This window comes from Paracoccus sp. NIOT.M2S5SZ12 (assembly GCF_057748165.1).
The window spans coordinates 1-14,769 of record NZ_JBYLFR010000021.1 but is presented as its reverse complement, the minus strand read 5'-3'; the positions used below and the strand labels follow the sequence as shown (position 1 = coordinate 14,769).

Here is a 14,769-nt window from a genome sequence, read left to right as displayed (position 1 = left end):
TGACATGGTGTCACGTCCCCGGCACGGATTGTCCCTCTGCGCAGGCGGCGGAGGCCTTGATCTGGGCCTCATGCTCGCCGAACCCGGCTATCACACCCGCGCCTTCGTCGAATGGGAGAGCTGGCCAAGGGCGGTGCTCATCGCCGCCCAGCGCGCGGGATACTTCGCCCCGGCCCCGATCTGGACCGACCTGCGCAGCTTCGATGCCCGGCCCTTCCGCGGCGCCTTCGATGCCGTCCTGGCCGGATACCCTTGCCAGCCCTTCAGCGCGGCCGGGAAACGTGGCGGCGCCGACGATCCTCGCCACCTTTGGCCCGACGTCGCCCGGGTCATCGGAGAATGCCGTCCCGAATGGGTCTTCCTCGAGAACGTCGCCGGTCACGTCACCCTCGGCCTCGAGACCGTCCTGCGAGAGCTTTGGGGATTGGGCTATACGCCTGCGGCGGGCCTGTTCTCGGCGGCTGAGGTCGGCGCGCCGCATGAACGGCTGCGCATCTTCATCCTGGCCCACACCGATGAGCCTGCATCCCGGCACCGACCGCTACAACCCGGCCGGCAACAGCGACTTTACCCGGAAGGCCGAGGCGCTGGCGATGGGCATCGCGAAAGCCCTGCCGAACCACTGGCCAACCCCGGCCGCGCAGAACTGGAAGGGATCGAGCGAGGCCAGCATCACGCGCAGCGACGGCAAGTCCCGGATGGACCTGCTGCACTACCGGGCGGAACAGGGCTTCACCCGCCCGGCCCCGGTGACCTTGCCGGATGGGCGGCGGTCCTCGCCGCACGCCCCGATCTCGCGCCCGCTTTGGGCTTCGATGATTGCCTCGCATGGGCGCGTCACCTCGCGGCGGATCCTGAAGGGCCGGTCGCGGCGGCGGCTGAACCCGCTCTTCGTCGGATGGCTGATGGGCTGGCCCATCGGGCACGCGCTCTGCGCCTGCTCGGCAACGGAGTTCACCCTCTGGCAGCAGCACATGCGTGGCGCTCTCTCGCAGCTGCCCATGGCCTCCGGCCCGTGGATCTGGCGGCCGACCGATGCGGCCCAGCGCCCGGCGCAGATGGATTTCCTTGAAGGATTGCAGACATGAGTTTCCACGGCCGCGTCAGCGGCACCAGGATCAAGCGCGCGCTGGGCGTGCAGGCGGCGCTGGAATGGGCGTTCCGAATCGAACAGGCGCAGCTGGAACTGCCCCTGCCCCCGGACGTCACCGAGGAAGGCTTCGGCTTCGGCCTCGAATACGTCCTCCTCCAACGCGCCGTGCTGGGCTGCAAGATCGACGGCGGCCAGCACAAGATCGGCGGCTACACCCACGAGGACGCCGAGGTGATCGCCGCCACCGTCGCCGGGATCCCCGACAGCCTCGGCGGCAAGCGCATGGCGATCCGCGTCGCCGAACTGGCCCGCGCCGGGCTGACCCCGGACTGGATGCCGGGCGCTGTGCCGCGCTGCGTGCCGACCATCGTGAAGCAGAACCAGCATGGCACGCATGCGGGAACCATCATCGTGGGCGTCGAACGCATCCGCGTGCGCGGCGCGAATGCGCGCGCCACTTGGAAGACAATCGACATCCTCGCCTGCCCGGTCACATTCTCCCCCCACCCGCAGCAGATCGAGGCCGCCCGGCGGGGATATGACGACTGGCGGCAGGCGCTGGGCTGGGTTCGGGACGGGCTTATCGCGGGCGGGATGCTGCGAGAGGTCGAGGTGACAGGGGCGATGCCCCGTCCCGCCCCTTGGGCGAGGGTGCGTCCGTCCGGGTAACGGATCGCCATTGCCTTTTGGCACATAATGACTATATTGATGCCAAAGGAGAACGACCATGCAGTTCGCCACGGTCCAGCCGATCATCGCCCGACCCGACCTTCCTGTCATCACCGACGAGGAAGCGGCGGCGCTGGCACGCACCACCGTCAACCTGTTCCGCGCCTGGGGCCTGACGGACGCTGAGGCGCGCGTGCTCTTGGGCGACATGACCCAGCGCACATGGGCGCGCTGGAAGGTTGGCGACATCGGGCGCATCGACCGGGACCTGCGCGCGCGGATGGCGATCCTGATGGGCATCCACAAGTCGCTGCGGTATCTCTTCACCGAACCTGCCCGCGGTTATGCGTGGATCCGCAAGCCCAGCACGGCCTTTGGTGGCCGCAGCGCGCTGGACATCATGTTGCGGGGCGAGATCACCGACCTAATCGACCTGCGGGCCTATCTGGATGCCGAACGGGGTGCCTGGTGAATGTGCCTGTCCGCCGCGTGACATGGCCACGCACTGTCCGCATCATCCGCTCCATCCATCCGCCCATCGACCTGTTCGAGGACATCGCCGACCCCGCCGATTGGGAGGCGTTGGCCTCGGCCGAGGCCAAGTTCAACCCGCGCATCCGCGACAGCATCGGTGATCTGTCGAAGGTGCCGGTCGCGCGCCGCGTGACCGGGCCCGGCGCGAGCTGGGTCATGGCGCCTTTCGTCCATTGCTCGCCCCTGCGGCCGGGGCGGTTCTCAGACGGCAGTTTCGGCCTCTATTATGCGGGCGACCGCACCGAAGTGGCCATCGCCGAAACCATCCACCACCACGCCCGCTTCATGCGTTCCACGAACGAGGCCCCCGGCTGGACGTCGCAGTTCCGCGAACTGATCGGGTCCATCGATGCCGATCTGGACGACGCCACCGGCCGTGCCGATCTACTGGATCCCGACGATTACCGCGCCTCGCAGGTCTTCGGGGCCGAGCGGCGCGCAGCCGGGTCAAACGGCATCACTTGGCCCAGCATCCGCTATCCCGATGGTCAATGCATCGCCGTCTTTTGGCCCGACGTGATCCCTATCCCCACCCAAGGCGCGCATTTCGCCTATCACTGGAACGGGACGGCTGTCGACTATGTCAGGAACATCGAAACCAAGGAAATCATTCAAGTTGCATAGCACACCCTTTAGCAGTTCTGTTGCGCACCCATGACTCGAAAGAGCTTGTCCAGCACATCCGTAAATCCAAACCAGCTTGACGCTATTGAGGCTGTGGATGGACCCGTACTAATCATCGCGGGCCCAGGTTCGGGCAAGACATTCACCTTGGTGGAACGAATTGTTCATCTGATCATTGAGAAGAAGATCGCCCCGGAAAGCCTGCTCGTCGTCACATTCACTGACAAGGCGGCCCGAGAGCTGACCACCCGGATATCGAACCGGCTCTCTGAACTGGAAATCAGTTTCAATCTGAATGAGATGTACCTCGGGACATTTCACATCAAATCCGCCGCGGTCCGGGCGACGGAAGGCCGCGGCAGGGCCGCCCCCTAACGGTTGCCGTCGATCCATTTCGACATCAGCCCCTTGTCGCGGAAGCATTCCTCCGGCACCGCGCGGCGCTTGATCCGGGCCAGCCGCTCGGCGAAGGCCACCTGCTTGGAACTGGGCAGCCGATCGGTGGGCGACAGCGGCCGCAGCCGCGCCTGCGCGTCGATCCAGGCCGAGAGGCTGCGGCGGTCGCGCTGCACCTCCCAGGGCAGGAGCGTCTGGTTCCGCAGCGCGAGCGAGCGGGCATAGGCCATCTGCCGCGGGGTGGGGGACAGGGGGAAATCGGGGTCTTCCATGGCGGAACTCCCTTTGCTGATCGGCCCCCTGATATAGAACGAACAGGGAACATTTTCAAGCCGCAAGGGAACAGTCCCGGCAGGAGGCCGGAAAGCGGCCCGCGCACCCCAAGGGCGCGCGGGGACCGGGGTCACTTCATGGTAGCCAGGTAGGCGGCCACGTCCTCGTTGCCCTTGTTCAGCTTGAAGGTCATTTTCGACTTGGCGGCGTCATCGCCGGTCTCGGCCTTCAGCCAGGCGGCGGGGTCCTTGGTGTATTCGACCAGCGAAGCCTCGTCCCAGATCTTGCCGGCCGCGCCGACCGACAGGATGGAGTCGCCGTATTTGAAGTCGGGGTCCGAGGCCACCTGACGGCCGACGACACCCCAGAGGTTGGGGCCGGTCTTGCCGCCCTTGACGACCGCGTTGCCCTCGGGATCGACGATGGCATGGCAGGACTTGCACTTGTTGAATTCCTTGGCGCCTTTCTCGGCGTCGCCCTGGGCAAGGGCCGGCAGGGCGAGGGCGAGGAAGGCAAGGGTCGTGGTGCTGACTCGGAGGATCATGGTTTGGTCCTTTCAGGCTGGCGTTATGGATTCGGGTCTGGTTTCGGCGAATTTCTCGCATAGGGTTTCGATGCCCGCCTTGACTTCCATCAGGCAGGCGGCGGTGGACAGCGCGTCCGCCAGCGCGGCGGAGGGGGCCGAGATGCTGACCGCCCGCCAGACCGGGACGGCGGGGGTGCCGGTGCGCGGGTCGAGGATATGGCCGACCCGGCCCGCGGCATCGAAGGTGGTGCCGAGCGGGGAAGAGGTCGCCAGCGCCCGGCCGCGCAGGCCGACCTGCCCTCCTTCGGCCAGATGCACCGGCCAGTCGCCGCCGCGCGGATCGCCGCCGAGGGCGCGGAACTCGCCGGTGTCGATCAGGATGTCGGCCAGCCCTTCGGCCTCCAGCAGCGCGGCCACCCGGTCGGCGATGTAGCCCTGCGCGATGCCGTTCAGCGTCAGCGCCATGCCGGGCGCCAGCGCGATCCGGTCGGGGCCGATCCGCAGGTTCTGCCAGCCGGTCCGCGCCAGCGCAGCCTTGCGTTCGTCCTCGGTCGGCAGGCGGCCCTGCACCGCAGTTTCGGCGTAGAGCGCCCACAGCGGCTGCACCGTCGGGTCGAACAGCCCGCCGCTGGCGGCATGGACCGCCCCGGCCAGCGTCAGGCATTCCAGCAACTCGAAGGGCGGGACCTCCAGCGTGCCGGAGGCATTCAGCCGCATCAGCGCCGAATCAGTGCGGTAGAGGCTGAACACCTGCTCCAGCCGGGAAATCTCGGCCAAGGCGCGGGCGGCGATGGCGGCGGCGTCGGGATGCGACAGCCGCAGGGTGACGCGGGCGCCGAGCGCCTGCCCGGTGGCGACATGCAGTTCTTGCGCCAGCGCCGGCACGGGCAGGCAGCAGGCGGCGGAGATGGCAAGGAAGCGGCGGCGGCTCAGCATCGGGTCATCCTCCGGTCTGGTCGGACAGGTCGCGCAGGCGGCGTTCGTAATCCGGGTCTTCGCCGGTATCCGGCTGTTCGGGCGGGATCACCAGCGCGTCGGGAATCTCGGCAAGCCGCATCACGCTGCTGCCGTTGGCCTCGGCGAAGGCGCGGGCCTCGTCGCGGTCGGCGAAGGGGACGAATTCCTGTTCGCCCATGCCGCCCTCGATGGCGGCGCCGACGACATAGAAGGCAGTCGTGGCGTCGATCCAGTTGGCGGCGCCGGGGTCGTCCCAAGTCGCGCCGGGGGCGCCCATGTCGCTGACCCAGAGGGCGAGGATGCGGTGGCTCTGCTCGGGCATCCGCACATAGGCCACCACGTCGCGGACCTGGCTGAAGAACAGCGGCGTGCCGGGCAATCCTTCAAGATGCGCCTGCCCCTTCGGGCCGGGATGTTCCAGCATATTCATCTGGCAGAAGTAACCCACCGCCTCGGGGGTAAGTTCCACCGGATCGGTGTTCTGGGTCACTTCCTCGCGGCAGGCCGCCAGCGCCAGCACGAAGATCAGCGCGCGTTTCAGGGTCATGGGATCACCTTTCGGAAGGCGGCGATGGCCAGCGCCAGCGCCAGCACCGGCCAGAGCAGGATCGAGGTCAGGGATTGCCAGACCGGCACCGTGGCCGCCGCGCCGCCCACGCCCGCCGCCGCCGCCGTCGCCTCGGAGGCGGACAGGTTGTAGAGCCGGAAGGCATCGGCCGGGTTGGCCAGCAGGGCGGCGGGGAAGCCGTGGACGGTGAACCAGCCGCCGTTGTCGGCGACGATGGCGGCAAGGAGGCCGAGGTCGTAAAGCACCACCAGCCCCAGCCACAGCCCGACCGCCAGCCCGGCGGCGCCGGAGGGGCGGCGGGACAGGGCGGAAAGGGCGTAACCGATGCCGATGAAGGTGGCCCCCAGCAGGACCGAGGTTGCCAGGAGCCGCAGCATTGCGGGCAAGCCGGCGCTGGCCGCGGGATCGGCCCAGAGGGCAGCGGCGGCGGCCAGCCCGTAGCCCACGGCGCAGGCCAGCGCCAGCACCGCCAGATGGGCGATCAGCTTGCCCGCCAGCACCTCGGCCCGGCTGACGGGATAGGTCAGCAGCAGCGGCAGCGTGCCGCGCTCCAGTTCCCCGGCGATGGCGTCGAAGCTCATCAGCAGCGCCAGCAACGGCACCAGATAGACCGCCAGCGAGGTCAGCGAGGCGACGATGACCGACAGCCTGTCCACGCCGAGGCCCCCGGTGGGGGCCGATCCGGCGGCGGCCAGCACCAGCGAGAACAGCGCCATCAGCACCATGGCGATGGCGACCCAGCGGTTGCGCAGCGCGATGCGGAATTCGGTTCCGGCGGTGGCGAGGATGCGGCTCATTGCCCGTCCCTCTTGCTGAAATGGCTGTAGAGGTCCTCCAGACTGGGCGGGGCCACGTCCAGGTCGGCGACCAGATCGCCAAGCGCGGCAATGCGCGCCAGCATCGCCAGCTTCTCGCCCTGCCCGCAGGACAGAACCAGCCCGTCGGCCCGGGGTTCCGCCCCCGGCAGCGCGGCGGCGACGGCCTCGCCCGCGCCCGGACGCGGGGTGACGTGCAGCATCACCGGCAGGTCGGCGCGGCGGCGCAGGTCGGCCAGACTGCCCTCGGCCACCATCCGGCCCTTCGACAGGATCAGGATGCGGTCGGTCCGCGCCTCCACCTCGGTCAGCGCATGGCTGCTGAGCAGGATCGAGGCCCCCCGCGCCGCCAGCCCGTCCAAGAGCGCGTAGAAGTCGCGCCGCGAGACGGGATCGAGGCCCGAGGTCGGCTCGTCCAGAACCAGCAGTCGCGGCGTGCCGATCAGGGTCTGGGCCAGGCCGACGCGCTGGCGCATCCCCTTGGAATAGGTGCCGATGCGGCGGCGGGCGGCAGGACCGAGGCCGACCTGCTCCAGCAGCTCCATCGCCTTCGACGGGCTTTCGCCGCGCAGCGACAGGTAGTGCCGCATCTGCTCCAGCCCGGTCAGGGCGGGGTGGAAGGCGGCGTTCTCGGGCAGGTAGGCCACCTGCCGCCGCGCCCCGGCGCTGCCCGGCGCGGCGCCGCAGACCTCCACCTGCCCGGCGGTGGCGGGGATCAGGCCGAGGATGATCTTCATCATCGTCGACTTGCCTGCGCCGTTGTGACCCAGAAGCGCCACGCGCTCGCCGGCCGCGACGGTCAGCGACACCTCGGTCAGCGCCGCCACCTCGGCGAAGCGCTTAGTGAGTGCCGAGATTTTCAGCGTCGATGTCATCGAAATTGCCTTGCGCCCAACGGCCGGCCACCAGGGCCTCCATCGCGGCGATGTCTTCTGGAACGGGGATGGCGATGGGTGCCATCAGCGGGTGGCTGTCGACCACGCCGCCGGGCAGCGTGGCCGGGAAATTCGATTGCGACCAGCGGATCAACTGCACCGAGGGCGCGCCGGTCAGCAGCTTGGCCGCGGGCTGGGACCACAGGATATGGTCCATCAGGTCGTTGGGGCGGAACACCCCGTCGGCGATGCCGTCGCCGTTCAGGTCGAAGGCCGGATGGTCCGACCAGTAGTTGCCGCGGCCCTCGAAGCTCCACTCCAGGAAACGGGTGCCGACGTATTTCACCTGCTCCTGGTTGCCGAGGAAGGCATTGCCGGTCAGCACGTTGCGTTCCGACCCGGCGGTGAAATGGATGCCGATGCCGCAGTCCTGGAAGCGGTTGCCGACGACAAGGTTCTTGTGGGCGTTGTAGACGAACAGGCACTTCTTGGTGCCGCCCCGGACCAGGTTGCCGGTGACATCGGAATTGTTGGTGTAGTTGAGCATCACCCCGTGCTCGCGGTCGCCCAAGCTGAGGTTGCCGCGCACCACCGCCCGGTCCGAGTTCATGATGGCGAAGCCGAGGTGGTTGCCGATCGAAATGTTGTCGATCACCTCGGTGCGGTGGGTATACATGAAATGGACGGCAAAGCGCAGGTCGCGGAACAGGTTGCCGCGGTAGGTGCTGTCCTTCGAGGTGTTCGAGAAGATGCCGTCGCGGCCCCAGCGGATGTCGTTGCCCTCGACCAGCGCGCCGGGGCTGTTCCAGACATAGACGCCGTTGCCGCGTTCGTTCATCCGCGGGTCCTGCCGGCCCTCGATCACATTGCCGGCGACGCGCACGTCGCGGCCGCCGTGGATGTCGACGCCATGCATGTTGTCGGTCAGGTAAAGCCCTGTCACCAGCACCCGGTCGGCGCCCTTCAGGATCTTCACCCCGGCGTCGAGGTCGGCGTTCACCTTGCCCGATCCGGTGACGGTGAAGCCTTCCAGCACCACGTCTGGCGCGGTGACGGTGATCACGGTGCCCTGCCCGCCGCCGTCCACCACGGCGCCGCGCGGGCCGCGCACAGTCAGGCTGCGGTCGATGGTGACGGGGCCCGGATAGGCCCCGTCGGAGAGGATTAGCACATCGCCGGGGGAGGCCCCGGCGACGGCTTCGGCCAGCGCGCCCGGCCCGGGCACGACCTGCAGGTCCCGCGCCCAGGCGGGCGGGGCCAGGCAGGCCAGCGCAAGGATCAGGGCGCGCAGCATCGGTCTCAGGCGTCCCTGGGTTCCACGAACATCCGGCCGCGCATCTCCATGTGCAGGGCATGGCAGAACCACTGGCAGTAGTACCAGTAGACCCCAGCATTGGCGGCGGTGAAAGTCACCGACGACGTCGCCTGCGGCCCGATCTCCATCGCGACACCGTGGTTGCCCATGGTGAAGCCGTGCGTCAGGTCGTCGATGTCGTCCAGGTTGGTAACGATCACGGTGACCTCGTCGCCTTCCTTCACCGTGAAGCTTTCCAAGGCAAAGTTCGGCGCCTGGCTGGACATGTAGACGCGGACCTTCTTCGGGTCGTCCTTGTCGCGGATCACCATGTCCTGCCAGTCGTCCAGATTCACCCCGTCCGCTTCGGCCTGCTTGCGGGTTTCGGCCCACATCGGGTCCTGGCGGTTCCAGACCGACAGCGGGTTCAGCTTCGACGCCGCCACGGCAATGGCGTCATGCGGCTCGGCGAAGTTCGGGCCGTCGTGCACCACGACCATCTTGTCGCCCGAGATGTCGATCAGCTGGTCGTTCTCTGGCTTCAGCGGACCCACGTTCAGGAAGCGATCCTTGCTGAACTTGCACAGGCAGACCAGCCAGTTGCTTTCAGCCTCCAGCGTCTCGCCCATCACCGTCTTCAGGTGGCCGGGCTGGTACTGCACATCGACCTTGTCTTTGATCGGGTCCACCGCCTCACCGGCATAGGCCTTGATCGCGTCCTCGATGCTCCACTTGACCACCTGGCTATCGAGAAAGAGCGAGGTGTAGGCAAAGCCCCGCCCGTCAAAGGCGGTGTGCAGCGGGCCAAGGCCAAGCTCGGGCTCCGCCACGACGACGCTGCGCGGATCGACATCACTGTCGAACAGGGTGTCGAACTTCGTCACATCCAGCACGGTGACAGTGGGCGAGAGCTTGCCGGCAATGCAGAGGTGCTTCTTGTCCGGCGCCATGTTGCAGCCGTGCGGGTTGTTGGCGATCGGGACATAGCGGGTGAACTGGCTTTTCGCTTCCTTTCTTCCGTCCAGAATGCGGACGCCGTTCAGCTCCTGCCCCTCGCCCGCTGCAACTGCTGCTTCGATTGCGGCGATGTTGAAGATTACGACATGGTCCATCTCGGCTGCAGTCATTTCGGCCAGCGTCATCCCCATTTCCGAGTTGTACGAGGTCGAGAACGCCCATTTGCCTTCGTAATCCGCGTCGCAGTTGTCCAGGTTACCCGAGACCATGACCTGCCAGGCGGGCAGCATCGCTTCAGCATCCACGGCGGTGAAGACGTTCACATAGGTCGAGACGTCCTGCATCGTCGTCCCGTCGTTGACCAGCGGAGCCTCGTCCTCGCCGTTGCAGAAGATATACTTGGTGCCAGGAAACTTTTGCGGCCGCAAACCGTGGATCGCCTTGGCGTTCGGGATTTCCAGGATCGCGTCGGTCTTCATGACGTCGCAGCGCACCCGGGCGACTCGGGTATTGGCCTTGTCGTTCATGAACAGGTACTTGCCGTCGTACTTGCCGTCGGTGAACGACATGTGGACGTGGTGCAGGTCGCCGTTGTCGTGGATCTTCTTGCCGTTGGCAGCCAGCTGCTTCTTGGTCTTCTCGGTCATCGTGCGCTGGTGGATGCGCAGCGATTCGTTGGTCGAACCCCAGCCGGTGGCCGAGCAGCGGTTGAACACCGGAACGCGCATCAGTTCGCGCATCGAGGGGATGCCGAGGATGCGCATCTCGCCGGTCTGGCCCGAGGACCAGAAGCCGTAGTAGTCGTCCAGCTGGCCGGGCGCGATGCCGCCGTCCGCGCCGGCCGCCAGCGCGGCGGTCGAGCTGCCGGCGGTCAGGCCGGCCGCGGCGCCCAGGCCCAGGGCCGCAGGGCCGAGCGCGAGGCGCCCGCCAAGCGCGCCCAGGGCGGCACCGCCGGCGCCGGCGCCAAGCAGGCCGCGGCGGCTGAGACCTTTCGTATCCTTCGATTCCATGATCGAACTCCTTCGGTTGAATTTTGTCAGACTGCGGTGCGGGCGGCGTTGGGATGCCCGGCAGGCGGCCGCCCCAGAGTCGGCGGAGTGCTTTCCGCCAGTTTCTCCCGCCGCTTCAGCTTTCTGATGACGACGGGGCATTTGGTTTCGGACTGATACAGCACCTGGCAATGCAGGCAGTTGATGCACTCGTTCGGGTTGATCTCTCCGGTCGGGTGGATCGACTGGACCGGGCATTCATGGGCGCAGGTCTGGCAGGGGTTGCCGCATTCGTGGTAGCGCTTCAGCCAGTCGAACATCCGCAGCCGCGCCGGGATCGCCAGCGCCGCGCCCAGCGGGCAGAGATAGCGGCAGTAGAACCGTTCCACGAACAGCCCGGCGATCAGCAGCGCGGCGGCATAGGCCACGAAGGGCCAGGCGCGCATGAACTTCAGGATGATCGCGGTCTTGAACGGCTCCACTTCCGCCAGATGCTCGGCCTGCTCGATGCTGACCAGCGACGCGCCGAAGAGGCCGAGGAAGATCATGTATTTGACCGGCCAGAGCCTTTCGTGCAGGCCCCAGGGCAACGTCCATTGCGGCACCCGCAGCTTTCGGGCGATGTGGTTGGTGATCTCCTGCAAGGCGCCGAAGGGGCAGAGCCAGCCGCAATAGGCCCCGCGGCCCCAGAACAAGAGCGCAGCGGCGACCGAGAACCACAGGATGAAGGTCAGCGGGTCGAGAAGGAACGCCTGCCAGCTGAACCCGGTCATCAGGCTGCCGAACAACGCCATCAGGTTCACCACCGAAAGCTGGGCGTTGAACATCCAGCCCAGCACCACCAGCGTGACCGCCAGATAGGCCATGCGGAACCAGTAGAACCGGCGTTCGTGCCTGACCGCGAAGCTCTGGAAGAAGAACACTCCGGTCAGCACCGCCAGCATGGCGCCTAGGACGGCGATCTTCAGCTTGGAATCGGTCCAGATCCGCTTCCACAGCTCGGCCTGCGCGGTGTCCTCGTCGCGGTCGGCGACGGCGGCGGCCACTTCGGGCACCTCGGCGGGGGCGGTGGCCGCCACGGCGCGCAGGTATTGCGGCGGCAGCTGGTAGCCCAGGTCGAAGGTGGTGAACAGCTTCTCGATCGGCCCGACCTCGCGCTGCACCAGAAGCTGGATGCGGAACGGCTTGGTCGGGTCGAAGCCCACGTCGGCCGGGATCTTGAACAGGTCGGCCTCGGTGAATTCCGGGTGTCCCTCGGCCGCGATGCTGCCCAGCCGGCGGTGCTGGCGGTCGCGGAAGCGGACCGACACGTCGTCCTGGATCAGCACGATCCGGTCGAAGATGCCGCCGCGGACATAGCCCGAGCCCTTGAAGCTGTAGAGCCCGCGGCCGACGACGACCAGCGCATGTTCGCCCGGTTGCAGCCAGTTCTGCAGGTTGGCCTGTTCGGCCTCGCCCAGCATGGCCTCGCCGATGGCGGGAACCGAGACCAGCGCCGCCTGCATCTCGATGAAGGTGGTTTCCGGCGCCTCGGTCAGCGCGCGCTCGGCGGCGCGCTTGTCGTCCAGCGCGGCGAAGGCGGCGTTGACCTGGCCCACGTCCAGCGACAGCCGGCGCAGGGTGCCGTCGCCCTCCATCTCCATCCAGCTGGCGGGAACCGGGGCATCGGGGTTGATCTCGAAGGCCGGCCCCTGCGCCGCCGACTCGGGCTGCAACCCGCCAAGGCCAAGCGCCCGCGCCGCCTTCAGGCCGGACCGCACGATGGAATCGTCGATCACCATCACCGTGACGGTGGCGCCCGAGATGATGTCCACGTCATGCGCGGTGCCGCCCGAATTCGCCTCGGCCACCAGGTCGAGACCGATGTAGCTGTCGACCAGCGCCTTGATCTTGGCCTCGGGGATGCCGATCAGCACGATCGGCTCGGAATGCTTGACCAGATCCATGCCGATGATCCGCGCCTGCGGGTCCACCGCGACGAGGGTATGGATCGGCTTGCCGGAATAGCCGGTGGTGCCGACGAAATCCGAGGTGACGAAGGCCCAGCCGATGGTCTCGCCGCCCTTCAGCACCGGGGCGACCGGCAGGTCCTCGCGGATCGGGCCGTAGCCGTCGGCGCCTTCCACCAGTTCGGCCGCGGGCACCTTGCCCAGCCATTCGGGCAGCACGCTTTGCGCCAGCGCGGGCAGCGGACACAGCAGGGCGAGGACAAGGAGGATCAGTCGGACGAGCGTATTCATAGGGCAACCCGTTGGCGTTGCCCGCTGCCTGCCATCGCACAGGGACCGATGGCTTGACCAAACTCAAGAGGTTCGGCGAAAGCCCGGGTCTGCGGCAAGGAGCCGCAGAATTGACCGGGATCAAGCGCTTGGACCTGCGCAGCCGGGGGGCCGCGGGACAAGGGGCGAAGGTGGATCCGGGGCGCGGGCAAGACGGCCGGGGCGGCCGGGGCCAGCATCCGGGCCGGGCGCGGCGGGGCCTTTTCCGCTGCGGGGCCGGCCGGCAGTCCGAAAGCCAGGACAAGGCAGTCCGGGCAGTGGAAGCAGTCCGAGGAATCGACCGGATCGCCCTTGGCGTCCAGCAGAACGGTGGCGATCCCGCCCTCGGAGCAGATGACCATCTCCATCGCCGGTCCCCTGGCCACCATGGCGCCGGCCGCCGCGCCGTAAAGCGCGACCGCCAACAGGGCCAAAAGGCAAAGGAATCGGGTCAGGGCACGGGTCATGGATCGATTGTTAGCGGTAGGGGGAAAATATGAAACTGATATAGACCGACATTCCCCAAGTGGCCTGCCGCTTGACTTCAAGATCGCCTGATTTTGCTCGCTGGGCAAGCGTTTTTCGCCCCGAGCGGTGTCTGTCGTCGCGCAAACGGCCGAAGTCGGGTGGATCAAGCCTCGAACCCGCAGCATTCTGGCCCGGCAGAGCCGCTTTTCCGCGCGGCAGACGGACCTGTCCTGCCGCTTTCGTTCAGCTTGGGCATGGATCGTGGTCATGCGCATGACGGAGGCGTTCGAAGACGGCGGATGGCGGCAAGGACGGCCCGCACCATCGGGCCGGTGACGGCGACCTCGGCCAACTGGAAGGTAATGGCGCGGGCGTGGCGGACGACGCGGGCGCCGATCTTGATCAGCTTGAGTTGCAGGCTGGTCAACGACCAGTCCGCCATGGCCTCGGGCAGTTCGATGCAGCGGAGGAAGGTTGCCAGGTTGTAGGCCAGCGCGTGCAGTTGCAGCCGCACCTCGTTGTGCCGGAACTTCCGGCATGACAGCCGCGTCCAGCGAAAGGCATATTTGCCTTCCTTGATGTGCTGCTCTGCGGTGCCGCGCTGGTTGTAGAACCTCACCACCCAGTCTGGCTCCATCGGCAGGTTGGTGACGATGAAGCCGACTTTGGGGAACAGCTCGCCCGGATGCCATTCGATCTTGGCGATGACGCGGCGCGGCTTGTCCCAGGACGCCGCCTGATACTCGAAGTCCTCGAAGAACCGTTTGACCTTGGTCAGCGAAGGCCGTCCCACGGGCCGTGTCAGCCGATGCGCGATCTTCTCGCGCAAGACGGCGTTGGCGGGCAGACGGATGGCGTAGAAGAACCTGGCTTCTTCCAGCCGCATATAGATCGCGGGGATCGCGTAGGCAGCGTCGGCCCGGAAGAAGCGTCCACCAAGGTCGCGGCCAGCATATCGGGCAATGACGGGATCAAGGACATCCCGCCAGCCATCGGCGCTGTGGACATTGCCGTTACGCAGGGCGCAGCGCTCCAGCATGCCAAACTGGTTGAACAAGAAGATGGGGTGATAGCAGGTGCAGTCGAAATGCCCGTTCCAGGCAGCACCTTCCTGATCGCCGTGGGTGGGGCTGACCGAGCTGTCCATGTCCAGCACGATGTATTGCAACCCGTTGCGGTCATGAAACCGGTCGATCCATTGGCCGTTCAGATCGGCCAGCGCCGCCCGGTTCGCGGCCAGAGCCAGCGTCTCGGTCTCGAACCGTCCCAACCGACGCTGCACGTGCGTCCTCGAGCCAAACTTTCGACCTTACTGAGCGCCGAAAGAAACGAGTGTACTCACAGATCAGCTTGGTAGCTGAGATCGCCCGATATCTGAACGGCGTTGTTGCAGAACTCTCCCCGTGAAGGATTCACTTGGTGAATCCATGCGGTTAGATGGGCAGCATGAGCAAGCCCAAGCCCGCCCGCTAC

The 14,769-nt window shown here is 67.0% G+C and carries 16 protein-coding genes and 1 pseudogene; 6 read left to right on the top strand and 11 right to left on the bottom strand.

Going from position 1 to position 14,769, the window contains the following annotated elements:
• Positions 1–4: 4 nt before the first annotated feature.
• The 6 genes and pseudogenes from AC2SGK_RS15635 to AC2SGK_RS15610 form a co-directional block, all read left to right on the top strand.
• Positions 5–469, top strand: a pseudogene (locus tag AC2SGK_RS15635) (DNA cytosine methyltransferase); the annotation flags it as partial.
• 46 nt (positions 470–515) lie between these two features.
• Positions 516–1,088 carry a DNA methyltransferase gene (locus AC2SGK_RS15630; RefSeq protein WP_488324416.1) on the top strand — a complete coding sequence of 191 codons (573 nt, stop codon included), beginning with the start codon at positions 516–518 and terminating at the stop codon, positions 1,086–1,088.
• Positions 1,085–1,762, top strand: a complete 678-nt coding sequence (locus AC2SGK_RS15625; protein WP_174212925.1) for a hypothetical protein — start codon at positions 1,085–1,087, stop codon at positions 1,760–1,762. The genes AC2SGK_RS15630 and AC2SGK_RS15625 overlap by 4 nt, the downstream gene beginning before the upstream one ends.
• 58 nt (positions 1,763–1,820) lie before the next feature.
• Positions 1,821–2,234, top strand: coding sequence for an MbcA/ParS/Xre antitoxin family protein (locus AC2SGK_RS15620; protein WP_174212926.1), 414 nt, complete (start codon positions 1,821–1,823; stop codon positions 2,232–2,234).
• 17 nt (positions 2,235–2,251) lie between these two features.
• A complete protein-coding gene (locus AC2SGK_RS15615; protein WP_488324415.1) occupies positions 2,252–2,920 on the top strand; it encodes an RES family NAD+ phosphorylase in 669 nt (222 codons plus the stop codon).
• Between the two features lie 45 nt (positions 2,921–2,965).
• On the top strand, positions 2,966–3,295 hold the full coding sequence (locus tag AC2SGK_RS15610; protein ID WP_206677640.1) for a UvrD-helicase domain-containing protein: 330 nt from the start codon (positions 2,966–2,968) through the stop codon (positions 3,293–3,295).
• Here AC2SGK_RS15610 and AC2SGK_RS15605 read toward each other — a convergent pair.
• The 11 genes from AC2SGK_RS15605 to AC2SGK_RS15555 all read right to left on the bottom strand — a co-directional run bounded on the left by AC2SGK_RS15605 (position 3,292) and on the right by AC2SGK_RS15555 (position 14,578).
• Entirely contained in the window at positions 3,292–3,588 is a 297-nt protein-coding gene (locus AC2SGK_RS15605; protein WP_165016634.1) for a hypothetical protein, read from the bottom strand. The genes AC2SGK_RS15610 and AC2SGK_RS15605 overlap by 4 nt on opposite strands.
• Positions 3,589–3,719: 131 nt before the next feature.
• Positions 3,720–4,133, bottom strand: coding sequence for a c-type cytochrome (locus AC2SGK_RS15600; RefSeq protein WP_174212927.1), 414 nt, complete (start codon positions 4,131–4,133; stop codon positions 3,720–3,722).
• 12 nt (positions 4,134–4,145) lie between these two features.
• Positions 4,146–5,051 (bottom strand): FAD:protein FMN transferase, encoded by a 906-nt coding sequence (locus tag AC2SGK_RS15595; RefSeq protein WP_174212928.1) that lies wholly within the window; start codon positions 5,049–5,051, stop codon positions 4,146–4,148.
• Positions 5,052–5,055: 4 nt separating this feature from the next.
• Positions 5,056–5,613 (bottom strand): nitrous oxide reductase accessory protein NosL, encoded by a 558-nt coding sequence (locus AC2SGK_RS15590; RefSeq protein WP_488324442.1) that lies wholly within the window; start codon positions 5,611–5,613, stop codon positions 5,056–5,058.
• Positions 5,614–5,615: 2 nt separating this feature from the next.
• Positions 5,616–6,437, bottom strand: coding sequence for an ABC transporter permease (locus AC2SGK_RS15585; RefSeq protein WP_174212929.1), 822 nt, complete (start codon positions 6,435–6,437; stop codon positions 5,616–5,618).
• Entirely contained in the window at positions 6,434–7,330 is an 897-nt protein-coding gene (locus tag AC2SGK_RS15580; protein ID WP_174212930.1) for an ABC transporter ATP-binding protein, read from the bottom strand. The genes AC2SGK_RS15585 and AC2SGK_RS15580 overlap by 4 nt, the downstream gene beginning before the upstream one ends.
• Positions 7,296–8,624, bottom strand: coding sequence for a nitrous oxide reductase family maturation protein NosD (locus tag AC2SGK_RS15575; protein ID WP_174212931.1), 1,329 nt, complete (start codon positions 8,622–8,624; stop codon positions 7,296–7,298). The genes AC2SGK_RS15580 and AC2SGK_RS15575 overlap by 35 nt, the downstream gene beginning before the upstream one ends.
• 5 nt (positions 8,625–8,629) lie before the next feature.
• Positions 8,630–10,591: a TAT-dependent nitrous-oxide reductase gene (nosZ, locus tag AC2SGK_RS15570; protein ID WP_299912668.1), complete on the bottom strand. Its 1,962-nt coding sequence runs from the start codon at positions 10,589–10,591 to the stop codon at positions 8,630–8,632.
• Between the two features lie 26 nt (positions 10,592–10,617).
• Positions 10,618–12,810 carry a NosR/NirI family protein gene (locus tag AC2SGK_RS15565; protein ID WP_174212933.1) on the bottom strand — a complete coding sequence of 731 codons (2,193 nt, stop codon included), beginning with the start codon at positions 12,808–12,810 and terminating at the stop codon, positions 10,618–10,620.
• Positions 12,807–13,295 (bottom strand): hypothetical protein, encoded by a 489-nt coding sequence (locus AC2SGK_RS15560; RefSeq protein ID WP_488324414.1) that lies wholly within the window; start codon positions 13,293–13,295, stop codon positions 12,807–12,809. Before AC2SGK_RS15560 ends, AC2SGK_RS15565 begins: the two co-directional genes overlap by 4 nt.
• A 266-nt stretch (positions 13,296–13,561) precedes the next feature.
• A complete protein-coding gene (locus AC2SGK_RS15555; protein ID WP_299912662.1) occupies positions 13,562–14,578 on the bottom strand; it encodes an IS1380 family transposase in 1,017 nt (338 codons plus the stop codon).
• Positions 14,579–14,769 lie beyond the last annotated feature (191 nt).